13 protein-coding genes, 1 pseudogene and 1 riboswitch are annotated in these 15,020 nt (G+C 74.0%); of the genes and pseudogenes, 3 read left to right on the top strand and 11 right to left on the bottom strand.

Translation table 11 applies throughout. The annotated features are described in order from the left end of the window. Positions 1-82 precede the first annotated feature (82 nt). Entirely contained in the window at positions 83-1,078 is a 996-nt protein-coding gene (locus tag ABD317_RS05525; RefSeq protein WP_344288402.1) for a helix-turn-helix transcriptional regulator, read from the bottom strand. 62 nt (positions 1,079-1,140) lie between these two features. Between ABD317_RS05525 and ABD317_RS05520 the strand changes: the two genes are divergently transcribed. Together ABD317_RS05520 and ABD317_RS05515 are read left to right on the top strand one after the other, a co-directional pair. Then, positions 1,141-2,670 carry an MFS transporter gene (locus ABD317_RS05520; protein ID WP_344288400.1) on the top strand — a complete coding sequence of 510 codons (1,530 nt, stop codon included), beginning with the start codon at positions 1,141-1,143 and terminating at the stop codon, positions 2,668-2,670. A gap of 129 nt (positions 2,671-2,799) precedes the next feature. Next, positions 2,800-3,648 (top strand): methionyl-tRNA formyltransferase, encoded by an 849-nt coding sequence (locus ABD317_RS05515; RefSeq protein WP_344288398.1) that lies wholly within the window; start codon positions 2,800-2,802, stop codon positions 3,646-3,648. A 21-nt stretch (positions 3,649-3,669) separates the two neighbouring features. Here ABD317_RS05515 and ABD317_RS05510 read toward each other — a convergent pair whose 3' ends face one another. The 8 genes from ABD317_RS05510 to rocD form a co-directional block, all read right to left on the bottom strand. Next, the gene (locus ABD317_RS05510) at positions 3,670-6,084 is read right to left on the bottom strand and encodes an ATP-binding protein (protein ID WP_344288396.1); all 2,415 of its coding nucleotides are present in this window, start codon (positions 6,082-6,084) and stop codon (positions 3,670-3,672) included. Positions 6,085-6,086: 2 nt separating this feature from the next. Next, positions 6,087-6,701: a DUF6879 family protein gene (locus ABD317_RS05505; RefSeq protein ID WP_344288394.1), complete on the bottom strand. Its 615-nt coding sequence runs from the start codon at positions 6,699-6,701 to the stop codon at positions 6,087-6,089. Beyond that, entirely contained in the window at positions 6,694-6,963 is a 270-nt protein-coding gene (locus tag ABD317_RS05500) for a hypothetical protein (RefSeq protein ID WP_344288392.1), read from the bottom strand. Before ABD317_RS05500 ends, ABD317_RS05505 begins: the two co-directional genes overlap by 8 nt. Positions 6,964-7,172: 209 nt before the next feature. Beyond that, positions 7,173-8,633, bottom strand: a complete 1,461-nt coding sequence (locus ABD317_RS05495; protein ID WP_344288389.1) for a sensor histidine kinase — start codon at positions 8,631-8,633, stop codon at positions 7,173-7,175. After that, positions 8,630-9,424 carry a response regulator transcription factor gene (locus ABD317_RS05490; protein WP_344288387.1) on the bottom strand — a complete coding sequence of 265 codons (795 nt, stop codon included), beginning with the start codon at positions 9,422-9,424 and terminating at the stop codon, positions 8,630-8,632. Before ABD317_RS05490 ends, ABD317_RS05495 begins: the two co-directional genes overlap by 4 nt. 543 nt (positions 9,425-9,967) lie before the next feature. After that, positions 9,968-10,093, bottom strand: coding sequence for a hypothetical protein (locus tag ABD317_RS05485; protein ID WP_344288385.1), 126 nt, complete (start codon positions 10,091-10,093; stop codon positions 9,968-9,970). Positions 10,094-10,112: 19 nt separating this feature from the next. Next, positions 10,113-10,244, bottom strand: coding sequence for a hypothetical protein (locus tag ABD317_RS05480; protein WP_344288384.1), 132 nt, complete (start codon positions 10,242-10,244; stop codon positions 10,113-10,115). Positions 10,245-10,690: 446 nt separating this feature from the next. Then, positions 10,691-11,896: an ornithine--oxo-acid transaminase gene (gene rocD / locus ABD317_RS05475; protein ID WP_344288382.1), complete on the bottom strand. Its 1,206-nt coding sequence runs from the start codon at positions 11,894-11,896 to the stop codon at positions 10,691-10,693. Positions 11,897-12,022: 126 nt separating this feature from the next. After that, a riboswitch (ZMP/ZTP riboswitch) is annotated at positions 12,023-12,113 on the top strand. A gap of 33 nt (positions 12,114-12,146) precedes the next feature. Between rocD and ABD317_RS05470 the strand changes: the two genes are divergently transcribed. Beyond that, the gene (locus ABD317_RS05470) at positions 12,147-13,421 is read left to right on the top strand and encodes a serine hydroxymethyltransferase (RefSeq protein WP_344288380.1); all 1,275 of its coding nucleotides are present in this window, start codon (positions 12,147-12,149) and stop codon (positions 13,419-13,421) included. Positions 13,422-13,725: 304 nt separating this feature from the next. On the opposite strand, the gene ABD317_RS05465 is transcribed toward ABD317_RS05470, so the two are convergent. Together ABD317_RS05465 and ABD317_RS05460 are read right to left on the bottom strand one after the other, a co-directional pair. Further along, complete coding sequence (locus tag ABD317_RS05465) at positions 13,726-14,502, bottom strand: hypothetical protein (protein WP_344288378.1); 777 nt, start codon at positions 14,500-14,502, stop codon at positions 13,726-13,728. 146 nt (positions 14,503-14,648) lie between these two features. After that, positions 14,649-15,020 (bottom strand): annotated as a pseudogene (locus ABD317_RS05460) (hypothetical protein); the annotation flags it as partial.

The raw sequence follows: 15,020 nt of genomic DNA, 5'->3' as shown, positions 1-15,020 counted from the left end.
GCCGCTTGGCCGCTACCGGGCGCGCAGCCGCGCGTACCGGCGCGCGGCCCTGCCCTCGTCCTGCCTCCCTCCCCCTGTCCCCCTACTCCGCCGCACCCGCCGCACCCGCCGCATCCGCGGCATCCGCCGCCCGCGCCGCCCGGCCCGCCAGGTCCCGGAGGATCTCCGCCAGCTCCGGCGGCTCGTGCACCTCGAACTCGCAGCCCAGCGACGCCAGCCGCAGCGCGAGCCACTCCAGCTGGTCCGCCTCCGTGACGAACGCGCACCTGTCCTCGGCCACCCGCTCCAGCCCCGCCGCCGCGTCGCCGAGGCGGCGGACCAGCTCCTTGTACGGCGCGTACAGCGTCGCCCGGGCGCGGTAGCGGGGGCGGTCCCCGCCCATCCGGGCGACGACGAACTCCGCCGCGTCCGCCGCCGGCAGCTCGCGGCGCGGCGGGCGGACGCCGGTGGCGAAGGGGCGGGTGATCCGGTCGACGCGGAACAGCCGCCAGTCGTCGCGGTCGTTGTCGTACGCGACGAAGTACCAGCGCCGGCCCGCCGAGACCAGCCCGGCCGGCTCCACGAGCCGCTTGGTCTCGGTGCCGTCCGCCGCCCGGTAGCCGAAGCGCAGCCGCTCGCCGCCCGTCGCGCCGGCGGCCAGCACCGTCAGCACCTCGGGGTCGATCTGCGGGCCCTGCCAGCGGGTCAGCGGGGTGGTGGCGGTGCCGAGTGAGGTGACGCGGCGGCGCAGCCGCGACGGCAGCACCTGCTCCAGCTTCGCCAGCGCCCGTACGGACGCCTCCGCCAGCCCCGCGACCGTATGGCCGGCGGAGCTGCGCAAGCCGACGGCGATCGCGACGGCCTCGTCGTCCTCCAGCAGCAGCGGGGGCATGGCCTTTCCGGCGACGAGGCGGTAGCCGCCGAAGGTGCCGCGGGTGGACTCGACCGGGTAGCCGAGGTCGCGGAGCCGCTCGACGTCGCGGCGGACGGTGCGGTCGGTGACGCCCAGGCGTTCGGCCAGCTCGCTGCCGGGCCATTCGCGGGGCGTCTGGAGCAGGGAGAGCAGCTGCAGGAGCCGCTTCGGGGTGTCGGTCGTCATGTTCTCCAGACTGCCTTCTCTTTAGGACACGACCTGTCCTATACCCTTCCTAGATTACCGGCATGACCTTCCAGAACGCCTCTGTGGCAGGACCGGACCGCCGCCGCTGGATCGCGCTCGCCGTGGTGCTGACGGCCTCGTTCATGGACCTCGTCGACGCGACGATCGTCAACATCGCCATCCCGAGCATCCAGCGGGACACCGGCGCCTCCTTCGGCGCGGTCCAGTGGATCACCGCGGGCTACGCGCTCGCCTTCGCCATCGGCCTCATCACCGGCGGCAGGCTCGGCGACATCTACGGCCGCAAGCGGGTCTTCCTGCTCGGCGTCGGCGGCTTCACCGCCGCGTCGCTGCTGTGCGGCGTCGCCGCCGACCCGGCGATGCTCGTCGGCTCCCGGGTGCTGCAGGGCGCGATGGCCGCGCTGATGGTGCCTCAGGTGCTGAGCATCATCCACGTCACGTTCCCCGCGGAGGAACGCGGCAAGGTCTTCGGGATGTTCGGCGCCGTCGCCGGCCTCGGCGCCGTGTCCGGCCCGATGATCGGCGCGCTGCTCACCGAGTGGGACCTCCTCGGCCTCTCCTGGCGGCCCATCTTCCTCATCAACCTGCCCGTCGGCATCGCCGGCCTCGTCCTGGGCCGCCGCTACATCACCGAGTCCACCGCCCCCGACGCGCTCCGGCTCGACCTGCGCGGCGTGCTGCTGGCCACCGCGGCGCTGCTGATGCTGCTGTACCCGATCACGATGGGCCACGAGAACGACTGGCCGGCGTGGGGCTTCGTGTCGATGGCCGCGAGCCTGCCGGTGTTCGCCGCCTTCGTCGCGTACCAGAAGCGCAAGCAGCGCGCGGACGGCGCGCCGCTGGTCGAGCTGTCGCTGTTCCGGGTCAAGAGCTTCGCCGCGGGCATCGGGGTGCAGCTGGCCTTCAGCACCTCGCTGGGGATCTTCTTCCTGGTGTGGACGCTGTACATGCAGCTCGGGCTGGGCTGGAGCGCGCTGCACGCGGGCCTGACGGGACTGCCGTTCACGCTCGCCTGCTCGGCGGCCGCGGGGATGTCGGTGCAGAAGCTGACGCCCCGGTTCGGCAGGAAGGTGCTGCACGCGGGTGCGGTGACCATGGCCGCGGGGGCGCTGCTGTACCTGACGGCGGCCGGACGGTACGGCACGGAGATCGCGACCTGGCAGATGGCGCTGCCGCTGACCCTGCTGGGCGGCGGCATGGGCCTGATCTTCGCGCCGCTGACGGACACGGTGCTCAGCGGCGTACCGCGGGAGCACGCGGGCTCGGCGTCGGGGCTGATCAACACGACGAACCAGCTGGGCATGGCGCTCGGGTTGGGGCTGGTGTCGGTGGTGTTCTTCGGCGCGATGGGCGAGCCGGCGGGGCCGCGGGAGGTGGGTCCGGCGTTCGCGGGGGCGTTCGAGAACGCGATGTGGTGGGTGATCGCGATTCTGGCGGTGGTGTATGCGCTGGTGTTCGCGTTGCCGAAGCGGTCCGCTCAGGCCGCGGGGGCCGAGGCGGGTGCGGGGCCGGCGGCGGAGGTGGCGGCGGGGCCGAAGGATGGGCAGAAGGGGAAGTTGGTAGGGGTCTGAGGCGGTCGACGGTACGGGGAACGGGGTGCGGCCCAACGCGGGCGGCACCCCGTTCCGCCGGGAAGGGGGCCCCGGTCGGCGCTCCCCGGACCCAAGTCCCGGCCAGGTGGCCGTCGCTACGCTGCCCCGGTGACGGTTGCGATGCGTATCGGCTTGCTCTCCTTCGGTGTTCAGGAGTTCGCCGCCCTGCACGAGGTCTGCGTGGAATCCGGCCACACCCCCGTGCTCTACGCCTACTCCCGCTCCATGCGCCCGAGATCGGCGACCGACCCGGCCGCCGCCGCTGCCGCGGGCCGGATCGCGGCCGCGCTGCCGGCGGGGGTGGACCTGCTCCTACCGGGCAGCTCCGAGGGGCTGGGTGCGGCGCTGGGCGGATTCGCTCTCGACCTCGTCGTCTGCTTCGGCTTCTCGTGGCGGCTGCCCCCGGCCGTTCTCGCGATCCCGCGGTACGGCGTCGTCAATGTCCACTGCTCGATGTTGCCCGAGTACCGCGGTCCCGCGCCGGTGCTCTGGGCGATCCGCAACGGCGACCGGAGCCTCGGCGTCACGGCCCACCGTATGAACGAGGAGTTCGACGCCGGTCCCGTCCTCGCCCAGGAGCGCACGGTCCCCCTTCCGGATGACGTGACGCCCGGGACGCTGTGGCCCGGACTGTCGGCGTCGCTGCGCCGCGTCCTGACCACCGCCCTGAGCCGTGCGGCGGACCCGTCCGCCGGTGAACGCCAGCCGGCCGGCGGAGCGACGTACGCGGGGCTCATGGAGGAGGCGTTCTCCGTCGTCGACACCGCACACACCCGTCGTGAGGTGCACAACCAGGTTCGGACGCACAGGTACATCGGCCCGGGCCGAGGGCCGGTCGCGGTCGTCGCGGGGCGGCGCGTGAAGGTCCTGCGGACCAGCCTCACCCCCGTCGACGGCCCCCGTCTGGACTGCGCGGACGGCCCTCTGTGGATCGCCGAGTCCGCACCGGCGGACTAGGGCACAGGGCCTGGGGACTCCTCACGAGGCCCCGAGTTGTGCGGCCACGCGCTGCGCGAGGGCGACGGCCCGTGGGTCGTCGAACTGCTCCAGCCCGTGTGCCGCCTCCTCCCGGGCGGCCCGGGCCGACTCCCCCGCGCCCAGCCGGCCGAGTACGTCGGCCAGGTTCACCAGGGCGTTCGCGAGCTGCCAGCGGGCGTCGGTCTCGCGGTTGGCCGCGACGGCGCCGCGGAGCAGGTCCGCGGCCTCGTCGAGCCGGCCGAGGGCGCGGCAGGCCACGCCGGCGAGGTCCAGGGCGACGGCTTCCCGGGCGGTGTCGCCGAGGCGGTGCTGGACGGCTGCCGACTCGCGGGCCAGCCGCAGGGCATCCGCCGGGCGGCCGCCGGCGAGTTGGACGCGCGCCGCCTCCGCCAGCCAGTGCCCCCGCCAGAGCTGGTTGTCCGCCGTGACGGCCAGGGCCAGCGCCTCGGCGACCGCCCGCCCGGCCGCCTCGGTTTCGCCCGATTCCCGCCGGGCCCGGCTCAGCAGCCACAACGCGTTGCCCACGCCGAAGTGGTCGTCGAGTTCGCGGAAGTCGGCCAGCACCTGCTCGACGAGGCCGCGGGCCTCGTCGGCGCGGCCGACCTCGCACAGGGTCTCGGCGAGGTTGGTCCGCATGAGGGCCGTCCAGCGGCGTTCACCGAGGGCGGCGAACATCTGAGCGGCTTCGGTGAAACGGAGTTCGGCTGCGCCGAAGCGGCGGCGACGGAGCGCGAGGAGGCCGAGGGCGTTGGTGGACACCGCGACGCCGCGCGTGTCGCCGATGCGCCGCCGGACGGCGAGCGCGCCCCGGTGGCACTCCTCGGCCTCCTCCAGCCGCAGCCCCTGGAATGCGGCCTTGCCCAGGCTCTCCAGCGCCTCGCTCTCCCCCCTCTCCTCGCCCGACGCCCGGGCCGCGTCGACAGCGATGCGCGCGGTGGTCCGCCACTCGTCGAAGGCGTTCTGATGCATGTAGATCGCCCGCAGCACCACGGCCAGGCGCCAGGCGATCCCGAAGAAGCCGGCGTCGGCGGCCGAGCGGGTCGCGCTGACCAGGTTGGCGGACTCCGCCCGGTACCAGCGGAAGGCGGACTCGTAGTCGTCGAAGGCCAGCGTGGGAGCCGGAGCCGGGACATGGTCGTCGAGGGGCCACCGGTCGTAGGGCGAGATGGCGCGCTGCGCCGCGTCCGCGGTGTGAAGGTACCAGGCGACACAGCGCCTGCGGGCCGCCGTCCGGTCGTCCTCGTTCTCCTCCCGGCGCACCAGTTCGGTCGCGTAGGCGCGCACCAGTTCGTGGAACTCGTAGCGCCCGCCGGGGCGTTGCTGCAGCAGATGGGCGCGGGTGAGGACCTCCATCTGAGGTTGTACGCTTGCGGGCTCCCGGCCCACCAGGCTGGCCGCGGCCGGCAGCCCGAACTCTCCGCCCGGATGCAGGCCGAGCAGCCGGAACAGCCGGGCCGCGGATTCGGGCAGGGCCCGGTAAGACCACTCGAACACGCTGCGCATGGCGTCGGTTCCCTCCTCATTCCCCTCGCCGGGACGCCCTTCGCCGGGGTCGGCGGTGAGCACCGTCCAGCGCGCCGATTCGTCGCGCAACTCGTCGATCAGCTCACGCAGCGGGATCGCCGGCCGGCCCGCCGCCCGTTCGGCGGCGATGCGTATCGCCAGCGGAAGACCCCCGCACATGCGGGCCAGCTCCCGGAGATCGGCGCCGGGGTCGCCGGTCCGCTCGTCGGCCGTGGTGATCCGCAGCAGTGTGACGGCGTCGTCCGCCGGGAACATCGGCACCCGTATGCGTACGGCATCACTCTGGGTCACCAGGCCGGTGAGGTCATCCCGGCTGGTGACGAGCACAAGGGACGCGGAGGTGCCGGGCAGCAGGGGCCGCACCTGGGCGCTGTGAGCGGCGTTGTCGAGGAAGACGAGCATGCGGCGGTCCGCCACCAGCGAGCGGAACAGCGTCTCGCGCCGCTCGCGTGCGGCGGGCACCTGCGCGGTGGGGATGCCCAGGTCCTCAAGGAAGTGACCGAGAACCTGCTCCGGGGGCGCGGGAGAGTCGGCGGCGTAGCCGCACAGGTTGGCGTACAACTCCCCGCCGGGGAACCGGCCCTGTGCGGCGTGCGCCCAGTGCAGCGCGAGCGAGGTCTTGCCCACGCCGCCGGTGCCGATGATGGCCGCCACGCGCGACGTACGCGGCCGCGCTGCGTCGTCTGCAAGGAGGGCGTCCAGCCGGGCCAGTTCCCGGGACCGGTTGACGAAGTGCCCGATGCCTCCGCGCAGTTGGTGCGGGACGATCGCCGACGCCACCCGGTCGGGCTGGTGGAGGTGCAGGCCGCCGCGCACGTCCCGGGCCTGGACGACCGTGTGGGCGGCCGTCTCGCCCTCGACCCGGTTGACGTGCTCGGCCCCCTCGTCCATGGCTAGGTTCGGGCAAGCGGAGGCGGCAGGTGCGCGACGTGCTCTTCAAACCAGTCGAGCAAGGGCTCCCCGGCCTGGTACAGCTCCTGGATGAAGCTCTGGCAGCGCAGGATCACGTCACGATCGACGTACTTCCGTGCGGCTTCCAGGATGCCTTGCTCGTCGTACACCGCTTCGTACATCACCTGAGAGCCGAGGGTGTAGATCTCCGGCAGCGGACCGTCGGACTCGTACGTGACGACCTTGTCCGCGTCGATGACGTGGATCGGCCCCCCGGATTCCGCGCGGACCCGCAGGGCGTGCAGTTCCCACTGCATGTACGGGGTGAGCGGTTCTTCCACCACCCGGATGCGCCGGGGCATGAAACCGTGCTGCCGCGCCTTCCGGTGACGCTGTGTCAACTCTTCCCGGCCCGCTTCCAACAGCCGCAGGGATTCCGCCCAGTCACCGCGGGCGAACGCCTCCCAGCTGTCGTAGCCCGGCTCCTGGAACGTCTGCTGCCGCTCCAGCTTCCAGAACCCGAGGTCGGCGCTGTGCCAGTAGTGCGTCTCGAAGTCGGCGTAGTACGGGGCGAGGGGCATGCGCTCGCTCTCCGCGCCGTCCAGCAGGCTACTCATCCGGGATATCCGTCTTCGCCGCAATGACCGTCGCCCGCGGGATGACGACCAGACGCTCACCGGGGTCGACGCTCACCCCTGCGGGGAGCCGTCCCTGGTAGTCGGCGGTCAGATCGCTGCCGATGACCGCGACGTCCCCGTTCTCCAGCTCCCACACGTCCGGGCAGCTGGCGTTGCCAGAGGTCTGTCCGAGTTCGTGCGACGACTTCCCTAACCGCCGTGCGAACGCTGCCGCCGGGTCGGCTTCCCACTTCGTGTCCATGTCCCCTCCATGTATGAAACGAACGTGGGAAGCGTACACCGACCGCCCACGCACCGCTACTCTCCGTTACATTTCGGCGGGCCTGCCGGGCTGTTTCTCGCCACGTGCCGTCGCCTGCTCCTGCGGGCGCCCCGGCTGCTCCACCGACCCGGCGGGGTCGTCGTCGCGGACCGGAGCGTACGTCGTCCCTCAGGGGTCGCGCAGGGTCTTCACAGCGAACTCTCCAGCCGGGACGCGGCGCGGGGGAGCCGGATGGTGACCGCCATGCCCGCCGCCGGCGCGGTGTCGAGCGCCACCTCCCCGTCGTGCGCCTCGACCACGGCTCGCACGATGGACATGCCCAGCCCGCTGCCGCCCGCGACCCGGGCCCGGCCGGGGTCGGCGCGGAAGAACCGGTCGAAGATCCGCGCCGCGTCCTCCGGCCGCATGCCGGGCCCGGTGTCGGCGATCCGCAGCACGGCGACGCCGTTCGAGGCGGCGGCGGAGAGGGTGCAGGCGGCGTCCTCGGGGGTGTGGGTGCGTACGTTGGCGAGGAGGTTGCCGACGACCTGGCGCAGCTGGGCCTCGTCGCCGACGACGACCGCGGGCGCCGGGGCGTCGGCCGTCACGGGGCGCTGCGGCTGCTGCGCGCGCAGGTCGGCGGCGGCGTCGCGGACGAGGACGGCGAGGTCGACGGGGGCGCGGTCGCGGGCGGGGTGCTGGTCGAGGCGGGCGAGGACGAGGAGTTCGTCGACGAGGCGGCTCATGCGCTCGGCCTCCGCGGCGACGCGGGTCAGGGCGCGGTCGGCCTCGTCGGCCTCGAGGATGCCCTTGTCGTAGAGCTGGAGGTAGCCGAGCACGGTCGCCAGCGGGGTGCGCAACTCGTGCGAGGCGTCGGCGAGGAACTGGCGCTGCCGCGCGGCGGCCTCCTCGCGGCTGGCCATGGCGCCCTCGACCTGGTGCAGCATGGCGTTGAGCGCGTCGCGCAGCTGCTCCACCTCGCTGCCGCCGGGCGGCGCGGTGCCGACGCGGCGCGACAGGTCGCCCTCGGATATCGCGGACGCGGTCTCCACCATGTCCTCCAGGGGACGCAGCCGGCGCCGGGCGGCGTGCGAGGAGACGACGGCGAGGAGCAGCAGGAGCAGGGCGCCGAAGAGGGCCTCCGTGACGAAGAGCTTGCGGACGGCGTTGCGCACGCCGTCGTAGCGGGTGGTGGCGATGGCGTACGAGCCGTCGTCGAGGCGGGCGGCGGCGGCGCGGTAGTGGTGGCCGCCGGCTTCGACGCTGGTGATGCCGCCGGAGTCGGCGAGGGCGGCGGGGTCGTCGACGGCGGCGGCGATACGGCGGGCGAGCCGCGGGTCGCCGCCGTCGAAGAGCGGGCAGGTGGGCCGGAGTTCGCCGGCGGCGTCGAGGAGGACGAACGACTCGTCCCTGGTGGCGCGGGCGAAGCTCCCGTCCCGGGAGACGCCGAGGGACTCCGCGAGCCGGCACACCCCCTCCAGGCCGGTGACGCTGAGCGGGCTGGCGGCGAGGGTGTCCCGGTCCTGGCGGACGGTGGCGTCGACCTCGCCGACGAGGATGGCGTGCGTACCGAAGAGGCTGCCGCAGGCGGCGGCGATGAGGCCGACGGCGAGGATGACGACGTTGGTGACGGAGAGCCGGCCGCTGAGCGAACGCGGAAACCGCTTCACGAGGACGGGCCGGCGGGTTCGGCGGATCCGGTGAGTCCGGCGGGGCCGGCGGGGCCGGGGGATCCGGCGGGCGCTGCGGCTTCCGCTTCCGTGGCCGGGCCGATGGGGCGCAGGCCGTAGCCGACGCCGCGGCGGGTCTCGATGAGCGGCGGACCGAGCGGGTCGAGCTTGCGCCGCAGATAACTGATGTACGTCTCCACGACGGTGGACTCCACCGCGGTGTCGAACTGCCAGACGTGGCGCAGCAGCTGCTCCTTGGTGAGGATGCGGCCGGCGTTGCGCATGAGGTGCCGCAGCAGGTTGTACTCGGTCGGCGTCAGCTCCACCGGCGCGCCCCCGCGCCGCACCGTGAACGTCGCCTCGTCCAGCTCCACGTCCCCGTGCCGCAGCACCCCGGCCGCGGGCGCCCGCCCGCGCGTCCGCCGCAGCACGGCGCGTACGCGGGCGACGACCTCGTCGACGTTGAACGGCTTGGTGATGTAGTCGTCCCCGCCGAGCGCGAGCCCGCCCAGCACGTCGGCGGGCGCGTCGCGGGCGGTCAGGAAGATCACCGCGGGCTCGTCGTCCGCGTACTCCCGCAGCGCCCGCAGCTCCCGGCAGACCTGCCACCCGCTGCCGTCGGGGAGCATGACGTCGAGGAGGACGAGGTCGGGCGCGTGGGCACGGGCGAGTTCGAGGGCCCGCCGGGCGGTGGGCGCGGCGTGCACGGCGAAGCCGTGGAAGCGCAGGGTGATCTGCAGGATGTCGGCAATCCCGGGATCGTCCTCGACCACGAGAACGGACTCGTTCATGGCCCCAGTATCGCTGCGGCCGAACGGGACGCCGCCGGGGCGACGTTGCGAGTTCCCTGTGAGTGGCGACGCCGCGTGATCTGGTTCTGCTCCGTTACCCGTTCGGGCAGCGGTACTCCGGACGGAAGCGGTGCGGGGAGCAGCCGATCAGGCAGACGGAGAGGAAGCGCCCACCGGCCAGCCACCACCCGCCGGCGACGTCTTCGCCGCCCGCAACCGCCCGCAACCGCCCGCGCCGCCGACTCGGCGCGGGCGGGCACGTGCTCGCTGTCGTGCGGAAGCAGCGCGCCGGCGTGTGCACGTACCTGGTCGCCCCACGTACCCGCCACGAAGGTGGCCGGCTTCAGGAGCCAGTGCGCCAGCTCCAGCGGCGGTACGCGGCTGACGGTGAACTCCGGGTGCGCGGGACGCCGCGGGCCGTCCTTGGCCAAGTCGCGCCCGCCGCCGAGGCCAGAAGTAGCCGTGGTGGTGGTCGCTCACCGGGGTACCTCACCGCCGTACACGGGGTGAGGGACGGCGCAGCCGCCCCTCACCCGCCTTTCCTTACCGACGGCCGCAGCCGTCCCCGTCACCGCAGCCGCCGGCGGACTCGCCGTCGTCGTCTTCCGGCTCCGCCTTGACCTGGTCCAGCAGGTGCCGCATGGTGACCCCCTGTCGGGTCCGCGGCACGAGGCGTCTCCTCGCGCCGTCATGCCCGCGGAGTGCAGTCCCGCGCGAAGTAGCGCTGTACGGGCCCCCAGGTGCGGCCTCCGGTGCGGGAGACGCGGAGGGTCAGCAGCGGTCGGGCGGGTGGTTCGGGGGCGTCGGGCTGGGTCGCCATGAGGTCGACGCTAGGGAGGCGGTCGGGCGCCTGGCCAGCGATGTGCAAAACTCTGCGAACTGCATGTCAGAGCCAAAAGAGTGACTTGATTCGCCGACACGCACGCTTTCGATGGTGCGCCCGCTCACGCCCATCAGCAAGAACAGCCCGCCGACCACGATCAGGGTGGCGCTGCCCACCTCGTTCTCCGCAATGAAGACCGCCGCCACTCCGGCCCCCACGAGCACGGTCCCGGCCGCTCCGGCCACGGGCCGCTCCCACCTCTTCAGCGGGCCTAAGCGGACAGGCCGCGCGCCGCCTTGTGTCTCGTGCGTACCCCCGACTGCTCCCACCACACGGGGAGTTTATGGCCGGGTCCCCCGATCGGTCCGGCGTTCCTCCCCGGGCCGGGCATGATTCCGCGGGGCACGGCTCGCGCACGTGCTCGTGCCCCGCGGGCTGCCCGATCAGGCCGTCAGGGTCTCGCGGAGCTGGGTCAGGCCCCAGTTGAGGTCTTCCTTGGTGATCACCAGCGGCGGCGCGATGCGGATCGTCGAGCCGTGGGTGTCCTTCACCAGCACGCCCCGCGCCATCAGCTTCTCCGAGATCTGCCGCCCCGTGCCGTGCGCCGGGTCGATGTCCACGCCCGCCCACAGGCCCCGGCCGCGTACCTCGCGGACCGCGCCCGTGCCGGTCAGCAGGCCCAGCTCGTGGTGCAGGTGCTCGCCGAGTTCCGTGGCGCGCTGCTGGTACTCGCCCGTGCGGAGCATCGCGATGACCTCCAGGCCCACCGCGCACGCCAGCGGGTTGCCGCCGAACGTGGAGCCGTGTTCGCCGGGGTGGAAGACGCCGAGGACCTCGCGGCTCGCGACGACCGCGGAGACCGGGACCACGCCGCCGCCGAGCGCCTTGCCGAGGATGTAGACGTCCGGCACCACGTCCTCGTGCTCGCAGGCGAAGGTGCGGCCTGTGCGGCCCAGGCCGGACTGGATCTCGTCGGCCATGAAGAGGACGTTCCGGGCCGCGGTCAGCTCCCGTACGCCGGTCAGGTAGCCCGGCGGGGGCACCAGCACGCCCGCCTCGCCCTGGATCGGCTCCAGCAGCACGGCGACGGTGTCGTCGTCGACGGCCGCGGTCAGGGCGGCCAGGTCGCCGTACGGGACGATCTCGAAGCCGGGCGTGTACGGGCCGTAGTCGGCGCGGGCCTCGGGGTCGGTGGAGAAGGAGACGATGGTGGTCGTACGGCCGTGGAAGTTGTTCTCCGCCACGACGATCTTCGCGCGCCCCTCGGGCACGCCCTTGACGCGGTAGCCCCACTTCCGGGCGGTCTTCACCGCGGTCTCGACGGCCTCCGCGCCGGTGTTCATGGGCAGCACCATGTCCTTGCCGCACAGCTCGGCGAGCTGCGTGCAGAACTCCGCGAAGCGGTCGTGGTGGAAGGCGCGCGAGGTCAGCGTCACCCGGTCCAGCTGGGCGCGGGCGGCGTCACGGAGGCGGGGGTTGCCGTGGCCGAAGTTGAGGGCCGAGTAGCCGGCCAGCATGTCCAGGTAGCGGTTGCCCTCGACGTCGGTCATCCACGCGCCCTCGGCGGTGGCGACGACCACGGGCAGGGGGTGGTAGTTGTGCGCGCTGTGGGCGTCGGCTGCGGCGATGGCTGCTTCGGTTCGCGTCACGGGTTCTCCGTTCCGTTGCGCCGTGAAGGGCGGTGCCGGTGGGGCGGGGGTGGTGCCCCTGTTTCTATCTTCGCTCGATTGATGGACGAAGGATCCATCACGCGCCGCCGTGCCCGCTAGGGTGGAAGCGCGTGCGGCGACTGGCGAACGTGGAACGGACCACGGGGGAGCCGCGCGGCGCAGCAGCCGAGTGGTGCCGCCCGCCTGGGTGCCCCGGGTCCGACGCAGGCTCGACCCGGAGGGACACGCCATGACCCCCGCACACCCCGCCCTTGCGCAGACCGACCCCGAGCTGGCCGCCCTCGTCGCCGCCGAGGAGCAGCTGCAGGCCGACACGCTGCGGCTCATCCCCAGCGAGAACTACGTCTCCACCGCCGTGCTGGAAGCCACCGGCACCGTGCTGACGAACAAGTACAGCGAGGGCTACCCCGGCAAGCGGTACTACGAGGGCCAGCAGAACATCGACCCGATCGAGACCCTCGCCGCCGACCGCGCCAACGCCCTCTTCGGCACCGAGCACGCCAACGTGCAGCCGTACTCCGGCTCCCCCGCGAACCTCGCCGCCTACCTGGCCTTCGCCGAGCCCGGCGACACCGTCATGGGCATGTCCCTGCCGCACGGCGGTCACCTCACCCACGGGTGGAGCGTGTCCGCGACCGGCAAGTGGTTCCGCGGCGTGCAGTACAAGGTGCGGCGCGAGGACGGGCGCGTCGACTTCGACGAGGTGCGGGACCTGGCGCTCGCCGAGCGACCGAAGATCATCCTGTGCGGCGGCACCGCCATCCCGCGGACCATCGACTTCGCGGCCTTCGGCGAGATCGCCCGCGAGGTCGGCGCGGTGCTGGTCGCGGACGTGGCGCACATCGCCGGGCTCATCGCCGGCGGCGCGCACCCCTCGCCCGTACCGCACGCGGACGTCATCACGACCACCACGCACAAGACGCTGCGCGGGCCGCGCGGGGCGATGATCCTGACGCGCGCGGAGCACGCGCGCGCGATCGACCGCGCGGTCTTCCCCGGCCTGCAGGGCGGGCCGCACAACCACACCACGGCGGCCATCGCGGTGGCGCTGCACGAGGCGGCGCAGCCGTCGTTCCGGGAGTACGCGGCGGCGGTCGTCGCCAACGCGAAGGCGCTGGCCGCGCAGCTGGCGGAGCGCGGCTTCGAGCTGGTCTCGGGCGGTACGGACAACCACCTGATCCTCGTCGACCTCACGGGCCGGGAGGTCCCGGGGAAGGTGGCCGCGAAGGCGCTGGACCGGGCGGGGCTGGTGGTGAACTACAACACCGTCCCGTACGACCCGCGCAAGCCGTTCGACCCGTCGGGCATCCGCCTCGGGACGCCCTCGCTGACGTCGCGGGGGCTGGGGACGGAGCAGATGGCGCAGGTCGCGGAGTGGATCGACCGGGGGGTCGCGGCGGCGAAGGCCGGCGGGGCGGAGGAGGACGTGGCGCTGAAGGGGATCAGGGGCGAGGTGGCGGAGCTGATGGCGTCGTACCCGGCCCCGGGGCTTCCGGTGGGCTGAGGGGGAGGCCGGTGGCTCGGCGGGTCGGCGGGTCGCCTGGCGGCGGGCGGGCGGTACGGGCCAGGGGTGGCGGCGCCCGGCCGGGGCGGCGGCCGTACCCGGCCAGGGCGGCGGCCGTACCCGGCCAGGGTGGCGGCGTACCCGGCCGCCCTTCGCACCGGGCTGAGGGGCAGCGCGGGGCGTGCGCACCGCGGGCGGGGCGGCGCCGCGGCGCCTCGCCCGCGGTGCGGCACGGTGCGGTGTACGCGTACGTGGTCGGCGGGCTGCGGCCGTCCGGGGCCGGTGCGCTGCGGGCTCGGCGTCGTCAGTCGTCCCGGTCCACCCGCTCGTCTCGGTCCAGGAGTACGCGACGGGGGCCGGCTGCCGTCGCCCGGCGGCGCAGGCGGGGGGCCGCGATGGCCAGGAGGGCGCCGGCCGCCAGGCCCGGCAGCGTCCACCACCAGTTCTCCCCGGCGCCCGCTCCGGCCGCGGCCCGCTCGCGGGTGCCGGCGTCCCCGTCCGCCGCGGCGGTACCGGGCGCCGTCCCCGCGTCCGCGTCCGCCGCCGACCGGGGGTCCAGCTCGCCCGGGGCTGCCGTGCCGAACTGCGGCGGCACGTACCACCCGCGCTGCGCCTTCGGCCGCTCCGCGACACCCAGGCCGTCGAGCAGCGACCCCAGCCGCTCCGGGTGCTCCACCCGCTGCCACGTCTCCGCCGTCGCGTCCGCGCCGTCTGCCCTGGCCACCACCGGACCGCCCCGCGCGTCCGGGTACAGGCTGTCGACGCGCCACACGTGTACGTCGTGGCGCAGCCACGTCACGGTGATCCGCCGCGCGTCCGCGCCGCCGAGGTCCGCCTCGGTGAGCATCGGGTCGATCTGCTCGCCGGTGTCGCCGAGGGCCTTGTCGAGCGCGGCGTAGTCGGGGTCGGTGGCGTAGAGGGCGGCGGCGTCGCCGCTGCCGCCGTTGACGAGCAGCACGCTCGTCGGGCCGCCCGCGGCGGCCGGCCCGGCGAGGGCGAGCACGGCGGCGAACGCGACGGCGAGCGCCGCGCCGAGCGCGGCGGCGGCCGGGGCGGTGAGCCGGTGGGTGAGTGTGCGCATGGTGTCGTTGCTCCGTTCCGGCAGGCGTCCGAGAGTGTCCGATGGTGTCGGCGGTGATACGAACCGGGCCCTGCTCTCCGTACGAACCGGGCTCCGCCCTCCGTACACCGCCGCGGGGCACCGGGTTCCGCCCGCTCCGCCCCGCCTCAGTCGGCCGCGGAGTCCGCGGACTCCGCGACGCGCAGGGCGCGCCGCTTGTCCGGGACGCCTTCGAGCCGGAGGGTCAGCGAGCCGGGGCCCTGCCAGAGGAGGGTGGGCCCTGCGGTGCGGACGGTGCGTTCGTACGGGCGGCCGCCGTCCCCGGGCTCGTGGAGGAGCAGCTCCAGGCGGTGCGGCTCCGGGAACCACAGCGCGGTGCCGGTGCCGACCTGCTCCCACTGCGGCGGTACGGAGGACGTCTTGCCGACGAGGGGGTCGAGGGTCCCCCGGAACGCGTCCAGCCGCACGCCCCCGCCGGCGCCCGGTCCCGCGCCGCCCCCCGCCCAGCACAGCGACACCATCCGTCCGTCCGCCGACAC

Source organism: Streptomyces synnematoformans (assembly GCF_039531005.1).
GTDB classification, from domain to species: domain Bacteria; phylum Actinomycetota; class Actinomycetes; order Streptomycetales; family Streptomycetaceae; genus Streptomyces; species Streptomyces synnematoformans.
The sequence above is the reverse complement of the archived record's forward strand: the minus strand, read 5'-3'. Positions and strand labels throughout refer to the sequence as shown.